Consider the following 16632-nt stretch of genomic DNA (forward strand, 5'->3'; position numbering starts at 1 on the left):
CTGTTCAAGGGGACAGCTCCTCAAATTTACATTATAAAAATGTTCTCTGTACCTTTTCCCAAAATGAATTATCTTTTAATTTGACTGTTTTTATGATTTTACCACTAAGTTTAATATCAACTTTCTCTACGTGCTGAATGCTTAATGCCTCATTATCCATTGCCATTGTAGGATGATCATTCCCGTCCTGCACAACCCCAAATGTTAATTTTCTGTCACCGCTTAGAATAAAGGATGAACCAAGTGTCCGGTACCGGTTATTATTTAAGGAAGCCATTTCACTTACCTGCAGACAAGGAATAAGCGGGTCTACAATCGAACCTTTTAATGATTTATTATACGCAGTACTCCCTGTTGGCGTTGCCACAACCATTCCATCGCCACGGAACGTTTCGAAATGAAAATCATCGATAAATACATCTAACACAAATGTTTTAATAATAGCTGAGCGTATACTAAATTCATTTAAACAATAAAAGGAGGTTTGATCATCAACAGATACCTCAATAGTTGGATATCGACGGACTTCAACCTTTTCATTTGTCATCGCTTCACTCATTTGATCTGGATGATCAATATGGAAGTCGCAATAAAGGCTAGGACGATCCATAGTAGAAATTCCGATGTATAAACAATCATCTCTAAATCCTGTTTTCCGAACAGCCTGCAAAAACGCACCATCTCCGCCAATGCTTGCAATTATGTTTGCTTTTTTGTAATCAGTCACAATATTAAATTGATGAGCTAGTGCAAGCTCATGAAGGGGTTCAACCTTCTCTTTCATTTCAGAATTATTATTATAATAAAAATAAACATTTCGACGAGTAGTCATGTGAATTCCTCCAAAAAATAGAGATTATTAAGTGCATATTCAAACAACATTGTTGAAAAATTTGGTATGATAGGTAATGTTTCTCGACTCAGTTTACACCTTTTTGAAACATTTATAAAGTTTAATACGTATGAAAGACTGGATTGTATAAAGATAAGTTATGCAGTTTGTCTTTTTTAATTAAGGGGGATTAAAAATGAATGGAAAGCGTTGGGCCGCATTAGGGATTGCGGGTGTATTATTTGTTTTTTCTATTGTGACGAATTTCCTTACGGGACTGGCATTTAAAGATTTTGAAACTTCGATTACTGATTTATTTGCTTCGAGCAATGCCGGTTTTGTTGAAGAAATAGTGGATGAAGGCAATCAAATGAAGAAAATTGTTGTCTTGGATGTAGATGGAGTCATTCAAGATACGGGTGATGCTGCTTCACTTTTTTCTAGCGCAGGCTACAACCATAAAGGATTTATGAAGAAGCTTGATCAGGTTAAGGATGATTCAACGGTAAAGGCCATCGTCATAAGGGTCAACACTCCAGGAGGAGGGGTCGTTGAAAGTGCAGAAATTCATGATAAAATCAAAGAAATTCAATCGGAAACGAATAAGCCAGTTTATATTTCAATGGGATCTATGGCGGCTTCAGGCGGATATTATATATCTGCACCTGCCGATAAAATCTTCGCTAGCCCAGAAACGTTAACAGGCTCTTTGGGAGTCATTATGCAAGGTGTTAACTATTCTGGTCTTGCCGAAAAATATGGCGTGGATTTTGTAACCATCAAGAGCGGGCCTTATAAGGATATTATGAGTCCGTCAAGAGAAATGACAGCTGATGAAAGAGAAATCCTTCAATCGATGATTGACAATTCCTATGAAGGATTTGTAAAGGTCATTTCTGAAGGACGAAATATTCCTGTTGCTCAAGTAAAGGAAATTGCAGATGGAAGAATTTATGACGGCAGACAGGCACAGAAATTAAACTTAATTGATGGTTTTGGATACTTGGATGATGTCATTGACACCCTTAAACAGGATCATAAGCTAAAGGGTGCACAAGTTGTGAGATATACTGAAAATCTTGGTTTTGGTTCCATGTTTAGTATGGGAGCACAAAAGCTTATGGGCAAAGATATCGAAATGGCGGGGCTGATGAAGCTTTTGTCACAGCCTAATTCACCGCGTCTCATGTATTTATATGCAGAATAGGAGGTGCAAAGATGAACCGATTAGATGAAGAAATGAATGTAAGTGATGAAAAAAGTGAAGAATTATTGGCAATAGCGAAATCAGAAACTGAAAGCATTCATCGTCAAAGTGACCAAATTGGCCAACTGGCTCCCGTACGATTTGCGGGTTTCTGGATGAGATTTTGGGCTTATTTGCTTGACTTGATTGTCATTGGGAGTATAGATCGCATTCTGATCAATCCTATCTTTCGAGCTTTAGACATTCCGCTAACTGAATTCAATATCTTTGCGCCGATTACGATTGCAACCGCTGTTACGTTCTATGCTTATTTTGTTCTGATGACACGTTTCTTCAATCAAACACTTGGAAAGATGGCTTTTGGGTTAAAAGTGGTTGATTTAAAAGGGCAGAAGCTAACATGGGGAACGATCATTTTTAGAGAATGGATTGGCCGTTTTATTTCAGCAACAATTATGATTGGGTATGTGGTTGTCGCCTTTTTACCAAAAAAGCAAGGACTGCATGATCTTTTTTCTGATACAACAGTCATCCATGAAAAATAATATTGATTATTCTTAAATAAACCTGCATGGCTGTTTATAGCCTGCAGGTTTATTTTTCCTTTTGGCGGCAATAATAATAGGCTGAAAGGTTGTGACTTGATTTGAAATGGATTCTAATTGCCTTAGCGATATTGGTCATTATTTTTATTATCATTCTTATTACGAAATTAAAGGTTTATTTTCATTATAACCATCATAATGATGATGATCATCTAAAAATAGAATTCAGGGCATGGTTCGGTCTAATCAGATATAAAATAGAGCTCCCGCTTATTAAAATTGATGATAATTCACCAACTATTGTAGTTAAACAAAAGAAGGGTACGAAAGATCAATCCAAGAAGAAAGATACAAAGCAATATGATGCGGATGACTTGCTAAATAGTTTTCATGATATGAAAGAGCTGCTTAGAAAAGTGGTATCTTTTAATAAAATTATTAGGAAGTTTTTACGAAAGGTTACCATACAGAAGATGGAATGGCACACAGCTTTTGGTATTGGAGATGCCGCATACACAGGAATGCTTACAGGTGCATTTTGGGGTATTAAAGGGGGGATTATCGGCATTGTCAGTCACTTTATGCGACTTAAGACTATTCCCAGCTTAAGCATTACTCCTCAATTTCAATTTGCATTATCCAAGACATCCATTTCATGTATTATTTATTTTCGAATCGGACATGCTATGTTAGCAGGAATTAAATTGCTTAAATATTGGAAAGGCGGAAGACCTAATTTTAAAGCAAAACCCTTATCTGCCTTGTCTAATAATAAAACTAAATCAATATAGAAAAGGGGGGTGCAGTATATGTCTGAGCATCCAATTCAAGGACTAATGACAACTGCCATGGAAAATCTGAAAGAAATGATTGATGTCAATACTATAATCGGTGACCCAGTTGAAACACCAGATGGCAGTGTAATCTTAACGGTTTCAAAGGTTGGTTTCGGTTTCGCGGCCGGAGGGAGCGAATTTAAACTAGAGGGACAAACAAATGGCGGCGGACAGGGACAATCTGGCGGTCATCCATTTGGGGGAGGAAGCGGCGGAGGAGTTTCCATTACGCCTATTGCTTTTCTCATCGTAAATTCAAGCGGGGTGAAAATGGTTCACCTTGATGAAAGCACTCATTTATACGAGAGAATACTTGATCTTGCTCCTCAAGCAGTAGACAAAATTCAGCAGATGTTTAATAACAAGAATAACCAGGGAAGCAGTAATCACACCCCTACAAATGAATATGACGGTCCAAAACATGATTTAAATATTTAATTTAAAAAGTTAACTTTCCAAAATTCAGGAAGGTTAACTTTTTTCTTGGCTAATATTTTATGGCTAAAGTAAGTAAGAAATAAAGTCAATAAAATTGCAAATCTTTAGTTAAGAGGATATATTTACAATGTACATATATTGTTTAAGGAGATGAAGAGGATGGCAAATATTACGTTTAAAGGAAACGCAGTAACGCTTTTAGGAAATGAAGTGAAAGTAGGAGATAAAGCTCCTGAATTTAATGTTCTTGCCAATGATCTATCAGCAGTAACTTTAGCAGATTCTAAAGGCCAAGTTCGTTTAATCAGTGTGGTTCCTTCTATTGATACAGGAGTTTGTGACGCACAAACTCGCCGTTTTAATGAAGAAGCTTCGAAATTAGACAATGTAAAGATTTTAACTGTAAGCGTAGACCTTCCTTTCGCCCAAAAACGCTGGTGTGCGGCAGCTGGAATTGAAAATGTTCAAACTCTATCAGATCATCGCGATCTTTCTTTTGGGGAAGCATACGGAGTTGCTATTCAAGAATTACGTCTATTAGCACGTGCTGTTTTTGTAGTAGACTCAAATGACACCGTTACTTACGCCGAATATGTAAGTGAAGCAACTGACCATCCAAACTATGAAGCTGCGGTAGAAGCTGCAAAAGCAGCGAGGTAAGTAGAAATTCGAAAAAGTAATGCAAAAGCGCCNNGGCGCTTTTGCATTACTTTGCTTGAATCTTGTTAATCTGCAAAAAGGTCTGTAAAATAGGACAGAGAAAGAATCGGGAGGATTTATAATGAATAGAACGACTCCGGTTGAGGAATTGTTTACTGTTTTTAATGAAACAGCAATGATAATTAAAGAAGAACTGTCTTGTACATATTTAGAAGCATTAGCTGAAACAGGAGAAAATTTGTTTCATGGAAGTATCATACAGGAAGAGCTAAGTGAATTAACAGCTAAAAGGGTAGAAAAAAGTTATGAATCGATTCAAATGGACAACTTTACTAAAGAAGAGATCCGGAAGTCCTTTCAGCTCGTGATTCTTAAAGGGATGAACGAAATGATACAGCCCAATCACCAGATGACACCCGATGCTGTTGGACTGCTCATAGGCTATCTCGTTAATAAGTTTGTACAAAAAAATGAGTACCGTTTACTGGATCCTGCAGTTGGAACTGGAAACCTTTTAACAACAGTCATCAATCAGCAGCAAAACAAAACTGTCCATGCGACTGGGATTGAAATTGATGATATTTTAATTAGGCTTAGTTATGTAAACGCAAATCTACAGCAGCACCCACTACGTCTTTTTAATCAAGATAGTTTGGAGCCATTGTTTATTGAAGAGGCAGATGCTGTTGTAAGTGATTTGCCTGTTGGATATTATCCGAATGACGTGAGAGCGGCAGACTATGAAATAAAAGCCGATCAAGGCCATACATATGCACATCACCTGTTCATTGAGCAGAGCATTCGCCATGTGAAAGAAGGCGGCTATTTATTTTTCATCGTTCCAAATGGTCTATTTGAAAGCGAACAGGCACCCAAGCTTCACGATTTTATAAAGAAGAATGCAAACATACAAGGTCTTTTGCAGTTGCCTCTCTCTCTCTTCAAAAATGAAAAAGCAGCCAAAAGTATCTTTATTCTTCAGAAAAAAGGAGAAGGTGTGAAGCCGCCAAAGCAAGTGCTCCTTGCTAATCTCCCTAGCTTGTCTAAGACGAATGAGGTCGAGAAAATACTGCTAAAAATCGATGGATGGTATAAGGAAAATAAATAAGAAAGAAGCCGATTTTCCTCCGGCTTCTTTCTTCATGTTAGTTTTAAATGGAAATTAAGAGATATTCATAGCATCTATAGTGCAAAATAAGAGAGACCTATAAGAGCCAATATAAAGGAGCGGTTGAAGGATGGCGAAAATTATAGCGATAAATGCTGGTAGTTCCTCATTAAAATTTCAGTTGTTTGATATGCCGAGTGAAGAAGTTATCACAAAAGGTTTAATAGAGAGAATTGGACAGAGTACAGGGGTATTTAATATATTTGCAAATGGCAAAAAAATTAAAGAAACAGCTATAATTCCTGATCATGATGCAGCTGTTGCTCTTCTGCTAAATAAATTAACAGCATTAAAAATTATCCATTCATTAAATGAAATTGAGGGCATTGGCCACCGAGTCGCACATGGTGGAGAAGAGTTTTCTGATTCTGCGATAATAACGGATGAGGTTCAGACGAGAATTGAAGAATATTCAGAGCTAGCCCCTCTCCATAATCCGGCTAATATTGCTGGGATAAATGCATTTAAGCAAGTGCTGCCAAAGGTGCCGGCAGTGGCGGTGTTTGATACAGCTTTTCACCAGACAATGCCAGAGAACTCTTTCCTGTACAGTCTTCCCTATGAATATTATAAAAAATATGGAATTAGAAAATATGGCTTCCATGGTACCTCTCATAAGTATGTATCACAGCGGGCCGCCAGCATGCTTGGACGCTCTCTTAACCAGCTGCGTTTAATTTCATGCCATCTTGGGAATGGAGCTAGTATTGCGGCCATTCAAGGCGGGAAGTCGATTGATACTTCTATGGGGTTCACTCCGTTAGCTGGGGTAACAATGGGAACCCGTTCTGGAAATATCGATCCTGCATTAATTCCATTCATTATGGAAAAAACGAATAAATCAGCAGACGAAGTGCTGGATGTTCTAAACAAAAAGAGCGGAATGCTAGCATTATCCGGGTTCTCAAGTGACATTCGTGATATTGAAATGGAAGCTGCAGAGGGAAATGACAGAGCGAAATTAGCACTGGAAGTGTTTGCAAATAAAATTCATAAATACATTGGTTCTTATGCGGCACGTATGTCTGGTGTTGATGCGATTATCTTCACAGCTGGTATTGGTGAAAATAGTGACGTCATTCGTAAACAAATTCTTCATGGTTTAGAATTTATGGGAGTTTACTGGGATCCTTCACTTAATAAAGTACGAGGAGAGGAAGCTTTTATCAACTATCCTCATTCACCAGTTAAAGTGCTAGTCATTCCAACGAACGAGGAAGTGATGATTGCGAGGGATGTTGTAAGACTTGCTCATATATAAGTAGAAGAATTTCCCACTTAAGTTATGCTATACTAATAAAAAAAGTATTTTGAATGGAGGAAGACAGCATGGCTTTGACCGAACGGGAACAAAAGGTCTGGTCCGAAATTCAAGAGTGGGAAAACAAACTTTACAGCTACGAATCAAATGATTTTGAATTAACTTATGAAAAATACATGGAGAAATCCTTTCATTTACTTCCGGAAAATATTCAGCAGCAAGTTTTTAGTGCATTGGATAATTGGATGTTTCATCTTCACGCCTTAATACAAGGATCACAGCTTCAACTAGATGCTAAAGAAAGGATCCTACAGGCAGGCAGAGTATTTAATGTACAAATCGAAAGCGTAGTAGACCTACAATTATTAACGATTGATCAGCTTCAATACATAGCCGAGCAGCAAATTGCCCGTCACCGGCTTTATTCCTTTGCACAGGGAGGCTTAGCTGGAACAGGAAGTTCACTTATGCTTGGTGCAGATATTCCCGCAATGGCTGTCATCAATTTAAGAGTTGTTCAGCTCATTGCGATGACATATGGAATAGAGGTAAATACCCCTTATGAAATGATGAGTTCTCTTAAAGTTTTTCATGCTGCCACCCTTCCTTCGCGCATGCAAATGAGGGCTTGGGAAGAATTAATTAGTGAATTGCAAAATGAACAGGATTTTTATTTCTATGAGGGGAAAGAGGAAATTGCAGATGTCTCCTGGATGGAACAGCCTGTGAAACAGTTATTAAAAGGTGTAGCGATATACATGTTTCGAAATAAATTTATCCAAGGAATTCCGTTAATTAGTATGGCTATTGGTGCTGGGATAAATTATCAGCTTACACGAAAAGTAACCGAGTTTGCTCACAAATATTATCAATATCGATACTTGTATAAGAAAGGGGAAGACGCCTCTTGAGTACAATGGAACATAAGATGGAAGCACCAAAGCAGGTCACCTGTAAAGTGATCACTGTTAGTGATACTCGTGATAAAGTAACCGATAAAAGCGGGAAGCTAATGATTGAACGATTACAAGAGGAAGGCCATATTGTAAAGGACTATGTAATCGTGATAGATGATGCAGTTGAGCTTCGGACGGAGGTTCTAAAGGGTTGCGAAGATCCAGAAATTGATGTCGTGCTTACGAATGGAGGAACTGGCATCGCCCTCCGTGACATAACGATTGAAACCGTCAAGGAATTATTCGATAAAGAAATTATCGGCTTTGGTGAACTATTTAGAATGCTTAGCTATCAAGAAGATATTGGATCTGCTGCCATTCTTTCGAGAGCCGTTGCTGGTGTTGTGAAAAATAAGGCTGTATTTTCAACACCAGGCTCTTCAGGTGCAGTGCGCTTAGCGATGAATAAACTGATTTTACCTGAGATTGGGCATGTGGTTAGGGAATTAAAAAAGGATTTGTAAAATAAAGAAAGAAGAAATCCACTTGATTAACATTATATGGATTTCTTCTTTTTATTTATAAATGAGCTTTTTCAGAAATATCCTGATGAGTCCTATACCAAAGCCACAGATCGTTAATGATGGAGGCGAGCTCAGAAATCTCGCTGTTCAGCTCACAAGATTTAATGAAATTTTCCTCATCATTAAGCTGTGCCTGCTTTATATTAATTAATTCCTCAAGTTCAGCGATTCGATCAGGAATTCTTCCCCTGGTAATCTCCCATCGATATAAAATATGCTGCTTTATCTTATCTGAGTAAAGGTCCCATTCCTGATCGAAGGAAGGAATGGAGATACCAAGCCGTTCATTGTGTGAAAAATACTCCACCATTTATTAATCCTCCAAGTCTGTAATGCTTACATTCTACTATATTCAGTTCTTGCGTTCCACGGATTATTCCCTTTTGCAGCATTTTAATAAGTTAACCTTTAAATGGGAATACCTTAACAGTAACGAAAGAACTACGTTGAATTCCTGCTAAGCTCTTATAAGAGTTCAATTGAGGGGAAAATGACCTATTTATTAACTAAGGCATTTACAAGCCCATTTATGCTGGATAAGATTAAAATAGTTTTAGAATATTCTGCAATCGAGGAGGAATAGAATGAAAAACTATTTGAACAGATTCATTATCATTATTTTGGCTTTAGGCATCATAATGCCATGGAGCTCAATTGGCCACGCCACTGTAACAAGTCAAGCAGAAATAGCCTTATCCAATCAAAATATGCTCAGCAATCCTACTAAGGAGGAGAAAGTTAAGTATCCAACCTTAAAGAAAGCTGGGAAGCCAGAGGAGGCGGGATTTTCATCTCAAAAACTGCGACAAGTGGATCAGTTAATTGAACAGGAGATAAATAACGGATTCCCAGGAGCTGCACTAGTAGTCGTTAAAGACGGAAAAATAGTTAAAAATACAGCCTATGGCTATGCGAAAAAATATGAAGGACACGACCTATTAAAGCATCCTCAAAAAATGAAAGTGGATACGATGTTTGATTTGGCTTCCAATACAAAAATGTATTCTGTCAACTATGCGCTGCAGCATTTAGTTAGTGAAGGGAAAATCGATTTAAACGAGACTATTCAGCACTACTTCCCATCCTTCAAAGATCACCCATCAGATAAAATTAAAGGAAAAGATCATCTTCGGATTATCGATCTCCTCCATCATACGGCCGGTTTTCCATCAAGTGTTCATTACCATAATCCAGTAAGAGCGGGGGAATTATACTCCCAGGATCGTTCGACAACCTTGGAAATGATCTTAAAAACTCCTCTACAAAATGTGCCAGGCACCACTGTGGTCTATAGTGATATAGATTATATGCTTCTTGGATTTATCATCGAAAAAGTAACAGGATTGCCATTAGACCAATACGTTGAAACGCATATTTATAAACCTTTAGGGCTAAAATCAACAATGTTCAACCCCCTTAGTAAAGGTTTTAATGAAAAGGATTTTGCTGCCACTGAGTTAATGGGAAATACACGTGATGGCGTCATTTCGTTTCCTAATATAAGAACTTATACATTACAAGGTGAAGTCCACGATGAGAAGGCTTTCTATTCTATGGGCGGTGTTTCTGGGCACGCAGGCTTATTTTCCACAACCGGAGATCTAGCTGTATTGCTCCAAGTCATGCTGAATGATGGTGGGTATGGGAAAGTAAAGCTTTTTGATAAAGAAACGATTGATCTATTTGTTCAACCATCTGAGATGAATCCTACATATGGTTTAGGGTGGAGAATAAATTCGAATGATAGCATGAAATGGATGTTCAGCGAGTATGCTAATCATCAAGTAATTGGTCATACTGGGTGGACTGGGACGATAACAGTGATTGACAGAGAAAATAATTTAGCTATTGCGTTATTAACAAATAAAAAGCATTCTCCAGTTATTGATCCAATGGTCGATTCAAACAGATTTTATGGAGACACATTTGATATAAGTCAATATGGAAGTATTGTTACAGCTGTTTATGAAGCAATGAATAAATAGACCGAAGAAGCAGAATTCCCCAGATTCTGCTTCTTCTTATTTTGTTTAAAAACATAAATTTATTTTTATACATTTTTTGAAAAAAAAATATTGATTTTGATCGAAATTATGATAATATAATACATTATGAATGAATAAACATTACAAAACATGAATAAATATTCGATAAATATTAGGAGGAATTACAACATGTCAAATCCAAAAGTTGTTCTTGCCTATTCAGGCGGATTAGATACTTCAGTAGCAATCAAGTGGTTAGAGGAGCAAGGATATGCAGTTGTTGCTTGCTGTTTAGATGTTGGTGAAGGCAAGGATTTAGCCTTCATCCAGGAAAAAGCTTTAACAGTTGGTGCTGTAGAATCATATGTAATTGATGCTAAAGAAGAGTTTGCGAATGAATATGCATTAATGGCTCTTCAAGCTCATGCATTATATGAAGGTGTTTATCCGCTAGTATCTGCACTTTCTCGTCCACTTATCGCGAAGAAGCTAGTAGAAGTGGCTGAAAAAGAGGGAGCAGTAGCTGTAGCTCACGGATGTACTGGTAAAGGAAATGACCAAGTTCGTTTCGAGGTAGCTATTCATGCATTAAATCCAGAATTAGAAGTATTAGCGCCAGTTCGTGAGTGGAAATGGTCTCGTGAGGAAGAGATTGAGTATGCAAAGCAAAAGAATATTCCAATTCCTATTAATCTAGATTCTCCATTCTCAATCGACCAAAACTTATGGGGAAGAAGCAATGAGTGCGGAATTTTAGAAGATCCTTGGGCAGCACCGCCTGAAGAAGCTTATGAATTAACTTCTAGTCTTGAAAATGCACCTGATACACCAGATATTGTAGAAGTCGGCTTTGAACAGGGGGTTCCTGTTAGCTTGAACGGAAAACAATATCCATTGGCTGAGCTTATTTTAGAGTTAAACTCCCTTGCTGGTAAACACGGTGTTGGCCGTATCGACCACGTTGAAAACCGTTTAGTAGGAATTAAATCTCGTGAAGTGTATGAGTGCCCAGGCGCAATGACATTAATTAAAGCACATAAAGAGCTCGAAGATTTAACACTTGTTAAAGAAGTAGCTCATTTTAAACCAAATATCGAAAAGAAAATCGCAGAGCTTATCTATGAAGGCTTATGGTTCTCACCATTAAGAAAAGCATTAGCAGCTTTCTTAGAAGAAACTCAAAAGTTTGTAACTGGTACAGTTCGTGTAAAGTTATTTAAAGGACATGCAATTGTTGAAGGAAGAAAATCTCCATATTCTTTATACGATGAAAAGCTTGCTACTTATACATCTGATGATGAATTTGATCATAATGCAGCAGTTGGTTTTATTAAGCTTTGGGGATTACCAACAAAGGTTCAAAGCATTGTTCAGCAAAACAAGAAGGTGAACGTGTGAAAAAACTATGGGGCGGACGTTTCACAAAATCAGCTGAGGAATGGGTAGACGAATTTGGCGCATCGATTTCCTTTGACCAGGAACTAGTTATGGAAGATATTGAGGGCAGCATCGCTCATGTCACCATGCTTGCCAAATGCGGAATCATTTCTGAAGAAGAAGCAGCCAAGATTAAAAGTGGCCTTGAGCAATTAAAGGAAAAAGCAGCAAGCGATGAATTAGCTTATTCAGTGAAGCTAGAAGATATCCATTTAAATATAGAAAGCTATTTAACAGAGCTTGTAGGTCCTGTTGGGGGAAAACTTCATACTGCACGCAGCCGTAATGATCAGGTTGCTACCGACATGCACTTATATTTACGCAATCAGGTTCAAGTGATAATTGAGTTAATTGAGGAAATGCAGCAAGCATTATTAGAGCAAGCAGAAGCAAATGTTGAAACGGTCATGCCAGGCTATACACATCTTCAGCGTGCCCAGCCAATCTCATTTGCTCACCATTTAATGGCTTATTTCTGGATGCTTGAGCGTGATAAAGAACGTTTCACGGAAAGTGTCAAAAGAATTAACTTGTCCCCGCTTGGTGCTGGAGCGCTTGCGGGAACAACCTTCCCAATTGATCGTCATCTAAGTGCAGAATTGCTGGGATTTGAAGGAATTTACGAGAATAGCCTTGATGCTGTAAGTGACCGTGATTTCATTCTAGAGTTTTTATCTGGCAGCTCGATTTTTATGATGCACTTATCTAGATTAAGCGAGGAATTTATTCTTTGGTCCAGCCAAGAATTCAAGTTTATTGAGCTTGATGATAGCTTTGCAACTGGAAGCAGTATTATGCCGCAAAAGAAAAATCCAGATATGGCTGAGTTAATCCGCGGTAAAACAGGACGGGTTTACGGTAATTTAATGGGGCTATTAACAGTGTTAAAAGGACTCCCGCTTGCTTACAATAAGGATATGCAAGAGGACAAGGAAGGCATGTTTGATACGGTTAAAACAGTAACAGGCTCCCTTAAAATTTTTGCTGGCATGATCCGTACGATGACAGTCAATACGAATCAAATGGAGAAGGCAACGAAAACTGATTTTTCAAATGCAACGGAGCTAGCTGATTATTTATCAAGCAAAGGGATTCCTTTCAGGGAAGCTCATGAAATTGTAGGAAAGCTAGTGTTAACATGTGTGAATAAAGGCTGTTTTCTTGCCGATTTATCATTAGAAGAATTTGTAGAAGCACATCCATTATTTGAAAATGATATTTATGAAGTATTAGATCCTGTAACAGCTGTGAAGAGGCGTAATAGTGCTGGCGGAACAGGCTTTAAACAAATCATGATTGCAATTGAAAAAGCGAAAGAATTAATAGTTAAAAAATAAACTGAAAAAGGAGTGCCGGCTCAAGTCCGCACTCCTTTTTTTTATACACTTAGGTTGCTTTTCCACTCTTTTAAAATAAATTCACGTGTCTTTTCAATCGCTGCTGGATCATTGTCAGCGAGCTGCTGAGCCTCCTCCAAAGATTCCGCACGGAAAATAATTAAACCTCCTGTATGGTCTGTAAACGGGCCCTTAGCAATAATTTTTCCCTTCTCAATTAAATCATTAAGATAATCAATATGCTCTTTACGGATGGCTTCGTCCTTTGCGGGGTCAGTGGTTTTCATTAAAGCAATAAAATAGTTCATCTTAACACCCTCCATTTTTTGATAAGTTAGAATAGTTAGATTTATATTAACATGTAATCAGAGAAAAATATGGATTTTATGGTAAAATGGAGCAATTTTATCAGTTAAAATCAAACTTTATATAAATAGATTGTGAGGGTGTGTGATTTGTTTGTTGGAAAATTACGGTATTTAGTAAGTGGAATTTAACAATTTGAAATCAAATCTTCTTCGTGTAATTTAGTAAAATCCGCTGGGGCAAATAGTGTAATATATTTAATTGTAAACCTTTTTGTTTTTTATTTTTTTTCTCCAGTAGTAATAAGCGTAAGCACCTATTAAAAGCAAAATTAAGGGAATAATCATCATGCTGAATTTCGTAAGATAATGTTCTACCTGATGCCAATTTTGTCCAAGAACTTTTCCAGCAGTAATAAACGTAAAACCCCAGAAAATGGCTCCCGAATAGGCAAATGTTGCAAATTTTTTATAAGAATAGCAATTAATACCCGCTAGATAAGCAGTAATATGGCGGACTCCTGGGATAAAGAAACCAATAAAAAGAAGGAATGGACCAAATTGATTATACAACTTTTTTGCCTTGCTTATCTTATCCTCATTGATATGAAATTTAGGACCGTATTTTTGTAAAAAAGGCAGACCAAGCTTAATTCCTAAAAAGTAGCTTAAAGAAATCCCCCCAATTGCGCCGGTAAAAGCACTTAGAAGTGAGGGAATATAAGCAAGTTTTCCTTGAAAAACATTGAATCCTACATATGTAAGCAGCACCTCATCAGGAATTGGCAGCCCGATAATGCCCCCGATTAATGCCAGAATAATTCCCAGATAGCCATAATGCTCAATAAGATGATTGACATGATTAATCAAATAAACGTCCCGCCTATTTTTAAAAGTTTCTTATAAGTATTTGTTAGTTCTTGAAAATTATTAAACTAAATATGGAGAATTTCTTGAGTTACAAAGTAAAAAAATGATGCTGGGGAATTATGCCCATGCATCATTTGGCTTCATATTTATTCTTCATCCTTACTAGTCCGTACTACAAGAACGTCACACTTTGCATAGCGAACAATGTTTTCAGAAACACTGCCGATTAGGAATCTTTCCATGGCATTCATTCCTGTTGCCCCGCAAATAATGAGATCGACATTTTGCTTTTTCGCCATATCCTTTGGAATGATGACTTTTGGAGAACCGTAATCTATTACATACTCTACCTTTACAACTCCCGATTCCATTGCTTCACTCTTATATTTTTCCATTAACTCTCTAGCGAACATATCAGCTCTTTCGGAAATTGTGCGATCGTATGCTTCGACTGTGGCGAAAGTACGTGTATCGATGATGTGGGCTAAAGTAATTTGGGCGTCATTTCTTTTAGCAACTTCAATTGCTTTTTTAAATGCCCATTCTGCTTCTGTTGAACCGTCTACAGCTACTAATATATTTTTATATTTCATCCCCATAAATATCTCCTCCTTTTCCTTTATTATACAGAACCAAAATGTGTATATCTGTAACAAAAAATCGAACAATAAGACAGTTCATTAAAAACTTTAATAAGGAGTTGTTAGAAGAATGGAGAAGCGTGATCCAAAAGCACAAGCAAATTATTTCTTTAATGAAGAAGGACAAAATGAGGTAAGCGAGCAAATTATGGATGCCTATAATAGTGGTGTCATTGAACAGTCGGATGCAACTTTTAATTTAACTGATAATGAGGCCGCTGAAGGAGAAGTCTGACAGTGGAAAAAACTTTATGACATAATCTCAAAATGTATGCAGCTAGAAAAATGGTTCCATTTTTTTAGCTGCTTTTTCATTCGCATGTAGAACAAATCATTCATAATTTAAAAGAGGAATTTTGTCCTGATTTGCAGAAATATCACTTATTCAATATCTCCCCTTTTCCAAACCTTCGAAATAAAAGGATAAGGAAGTGTATTATATGTTTTTTAAGCCACGATGTGAACCAGAAGAATTAAGAATTATGAGGCATTTGCATGCAAGGATGAATTTAAATGAGAAGGAGGTAAATAACTTTTTAACTATGGAAAAAGGCTACGATGGAGAGAAAAAGTTTGATAAGTTGTTGGAAGGTATTTCTGATGATTGTATAATCCTCAATGATTTGTTATTGGAACAAAGCAATAGTATTTTTCAAATCGATTCATTATTAATCTATGACGGAACAATTCATATTATTAATATAAAGAATTATGAAGGTGATTATTATATTGACAGTGAAAAGTGGTTTAGAGTTTCGAATAAAAAGGAGATATCAAATCCATTTTTCCAATTAAACCGTAGTGAGTCATTGATGAGGCGATTGCTTAAGGACATAGGATATAATCTACAAATAAAAGCCTATATCATTTTTATAAACCCTGATTTTGTACTATATCAGGCCCCGCTAAATCTGCCTATTATTTTCTCTTCGCAACTTAATCGATTTCTTAATCAATTTAAAACGAGGATTGCCGTACAGAAAGAAAAATACTTCGTACTTGCAGAAAAAATAACTTCTCTCCATATAAAAAATTCACCATATATGAACCTACCAGAATACTCATATGAACAACTTATAAAAGGGATAACATGTCAGACATGTTATACTTTTATTTCGGAAGTGAGTAAGGACAAAATCGCATGCAATGAGTGTGGATTTCAGGAAGATTTTCAAAGTGCAATTATACGCAGTGTGGAAGAGTATAGACTCTTGTTCCCATTAAGAAAGATTACTACAGAGGATATCTGGGAGTGGTGTAAAGTGATTGACTCTAGGAAAACCATTCGAAGAATATTAAAAAGAAACTTTAATCTAATCGGGTATGGTAAATCTTCACATTATATAGATTATTAAGTGTGAATAGAAGTACTACATTCTTATTTGATGTCCTAACATAACGAAAAAAGCCAAAAGCGGTCACCAACCACTTCCAATGGTGCCCGCTCAATCAAATATTTCCACCCAATGGTAACTAATGTCCTCCAATGGTGCCTGTGACGATAGGAAAAAGCCGAAAGCGGTCACCAATCACTGTCAATGGTGCCCGCTCAATCAAATATTTCTACTCAATGGTAACCAATGTCCTCTGATGGTGCCTGTGACGATAGGAAAAAGCCAAAAGCGGTCAC

Annotated in this window: 19 protein-coding genes; 14 read left to right on the forward strand and 5 right to left on the reverse strand. The window is 37.1% G+C overall.

The features are described 5' to 3' along the window. Window positions 1–31: 31 nt before the first annotated feature. On the reverse strand, window positions 32–832 hold the full coding sequence (locus V7122_RS19075) for an NAD kinase (protein ID WP_335346474.1): 801 nt from the start codon (window positions 830–832) through the stop codon (window positions 32–34). A 196-nt stretch (window positions 833–1028) separates the two neighbouring features. On the opposite strand from V7122_RS19075, the gene sppA reads away from it, so the two are divergent. The 9 genes from sppA to V7122_RS19120 all read left to right on the forward strand — a co-directional run bounded on the left by sppA (window position 1029) and on the right by V7122_RS19120 (window position 8367). After that, window positions 1029–2039: a signal peptide peptidase SppA gene (gene sppA, locus V7122_RS19080; RefSeq protein WP_335353933.1), complete on the forward strand. Its 1011-nt coding sequence runs from the start codon at window positions 1029–1031 to the stop codon at window positions 2037–2039. Window positions 2040–2194: 155 nt separating this feature from the next. Next, window positions 2195–2584 carry an RDD family protein gene (locus V7122_RS19085; protein WP_438823974.1) on the forward strand — a complete coding sequence of 130 codons (390 nt, stop codon included), beginning with the start codon at window positions 2195–2197 and terminating at the stop codon, window positions 2582–2584. 101 nt (window positions 2585–2685) lie between these two features. Then, window positions 2686–3375, forward strand: a complete 690-nt coding sequence (locus V7122_RS19090) for a DUF2953 domain-containing protein (RefSeq protein ID WP_335346477.1) — start codon at window positions 2686–2688, stop codon at window positions 3373–3375. A gap of 18 nt (window positions 3376–3393) precedes the next feature. Then, complete coding sequence (gene ytfJ / locus V7122_RS19095) at window positions 3394–3858, forward strand: GerW family sporulation protein (RefSeq protein ID WP_335346478.1); 465 nt, start codon at window positions 3394–3396, stop codon at window positions 3856–3858. A 159-nt stretch (window positions 3859–4017) separates the two neighbouring features. After that, window positions 4018–4518 carry a thiol peroxidase gene (gene tpx / locus V7122_RS19100; RefSeq protein ID WP_066292325.1) on the forward strand — a complete coding sequence of 167 codons (501 nt, stop codon included), beginning with the start codon at window positions 4018–4020 and terminating at the stop codon, window positions 4516–4518. A 121-nt stretch (window positions 4519–4639) separates the two neighbouring features. Next, window positions 4640–5626 (forward strand): class I SAM-dependent methyltransferase, encoded by a 987-nt coding sequence (locus V7122_RS19105; RefSeq protein ID WP_335528292.1) that lies wholly within the window; start codon window positions 4640–4642, stop codon window positions 5624–5626. A gap of 130 nt (window positions 5627–5756) precedes the next feature. Next, window positions 5757–6947 carry an acetate kinase gene (locus V7122_RS19110; protein ID WP_335528296.1) on the forward strand — a complete coding sequence of 397 codons (1191 nt, stop codon included), beginning with the start codon at window positions 5757–5759 and terminating at the stop codon, window positions 6945–6947. A 68-nt stretch (window positions 6948–7015) separates the two neighbouring features. After that, on the forward strand, window positions 7016–7858 hold the full coding sequence (locus V7122_RS19115; RefSeq protein WP_335346482.1) for an EcsC family protein: 843 nt from the start codon (window positions 7016–7018) through the stop codon (window positions 7856–7858). Continuing rightward, window positions 7855–8367, forward strand: a complete 513-nt coding sequence (locus V7122_RS19120) for a MogA/MoaB family molybdenum cofactor biosynthesis protein (RefSeq protein WP_335353939.1) — start codon at window positions 7855–7857, stop codon at window positions 8365–8367. The genes V7122_RS19115 and V7122_RS19120 overlap by 4 nt, the downstream gene beginning before the upstream one ends. Before the next feature lie 55 nt (window positions 8368–8422). On the opposite strand, the gene V7122_RS19125 is transcribed toward V7122_RS19120, so the two are convergent. Further along, window positions 8423–8737 carry a hypothetical protein gene (locus V7122_RS19125; RefSeq protein WP_335353940.1) on the reverse strand — a complete coding sequence of 105 codons (315 nt, stop codon included), beginning with the start codon at window positions 8735–8737 and terminating at the stop codon, window positions 8423–8425. Between the two features lie 397 nt (window positions 8738–9134). Between V7122_RS19125 and pbp4b the strand changes: the two genes are divergently transcribed. The 3 genes from pbp4b to argH all read left to right on the forward strand — a co-directional run bounded on the left by pbp4b (window position 9135) and on the right by argH (window position 13186). Further along, on the forward strand, window positions 9135–10412 hold the full coding sequence (gene pbp4b, locus V7122_RS19130) for a penicillin binding protein PBP4B (protein ID WP_335528342.1): 1278 nt from the start codon (window positions 9135–9137) through the stop codon (window positions 10410–10412). Between the two features lie 189 nt (window positions 10413–10601). Then, window positions 10602–11810 carry an argininosuccinate synthase gene (locus tag V7122_RS19135; protein WP_335353941.1) on the forward strand — a complete coding sequence of 403 codons (1209 nt, stop codon included), beginning with the start codon at window positions 10602–10604 and terminating at the stop codon, window positions 11808–11810. Continuing rightward, on the forward strand, window positions 11807–13186 hold the full coding sequence (gene argH, locus V7122_RS19140; protein WP_335528300.1) for an argininosuccinate lyase: 1380 nt from the start codon (window positions 11807–11809) through the stop codon (window positions 13184–13186). The genes V7122_RS19135 and argH overlap by 4 nt, the downstream gene beginning before the upstream one ends. A 41-nt stretch (window positions 13187–13227) precedes the next feature. Here the strand turns inward: argH and V7122_RS19145 are convergent, their stop codons facing one another. The 3 genes from V7122_RS19145 to V7122_RS19155 all read right to left on the reverse strand — a co-directional run bounded on the left by V7122_RS19145 (window position 13228) and on the right by V7122_RS19155 (window position 14960). After that, on the reverse strand, window positions 13228–13494 hold the full coding sequence (locus tag V7122_RS19145; protein WP_335528303.1) for a YciI family protein: 267 nt from the start codon (window positions 13492–13494) through the stop codon (window positions 13228–13230). A 255-nt stretch (window positions 13495–13749) separates the two neighbouring features. After that, entirely contained in the window at window positions 13750–14361 is a 612-nt protein-coding gene (locus V7122_RS19150; protein ID WP_335528305.1) for a DedA family protein, read from the reverse strand. 146 nt (window positions 14362–14507) lie between these two features. Further along, window positions 14508–14960 carry a universal stress protein gene (locus V7122_RS19155; protein WP_335528308.1) on the reverse strand — a complete coding sequence of 151 codons (453 nt, stop codon included), beginning with the start codon at window positions 14958–14960 and terminating at the stop codon, window positions 14508–14510. Between the two features lie 112 nt (window positions 14961–15072). Here V7122_RS19155 and V7122_RS19160 point away from each other — a divergent pair, with 112 nt between their 5' ends. Beyond that, window positions 15073–15237, forward strand: a complete 165-nt coding sequence (locus V7122_RS19160; protein WP_335353945.1) for a hypothetical protein — start codon at window positions 15073–15075, stop codon at window positions 15235–15237. Between the two features lie 205 nt (window positions 15238–15442). Further along, the gene (locus V7122_RS19165; RefSeq protein WP_335528312.1) at window positions 15443–16357 is read left to right on the forward strand and encodes a nuclease-related domain-containing protein; all 915 of its coding nucleotides are present in this window, start codon (window positions 15443–15445) and stop codon (window positions 16355–16357) included. Window positions 16358–16632: the final 275 nt, after the last annotated feature.

Source organism: Bacillus sp. JJ1532, assembly GCF_036965085.1.
Classification (GTDB): Bacteria; Bacillota; Bacilli; order Bacillales; family Cytobacillaceae; genus Cytobacillus.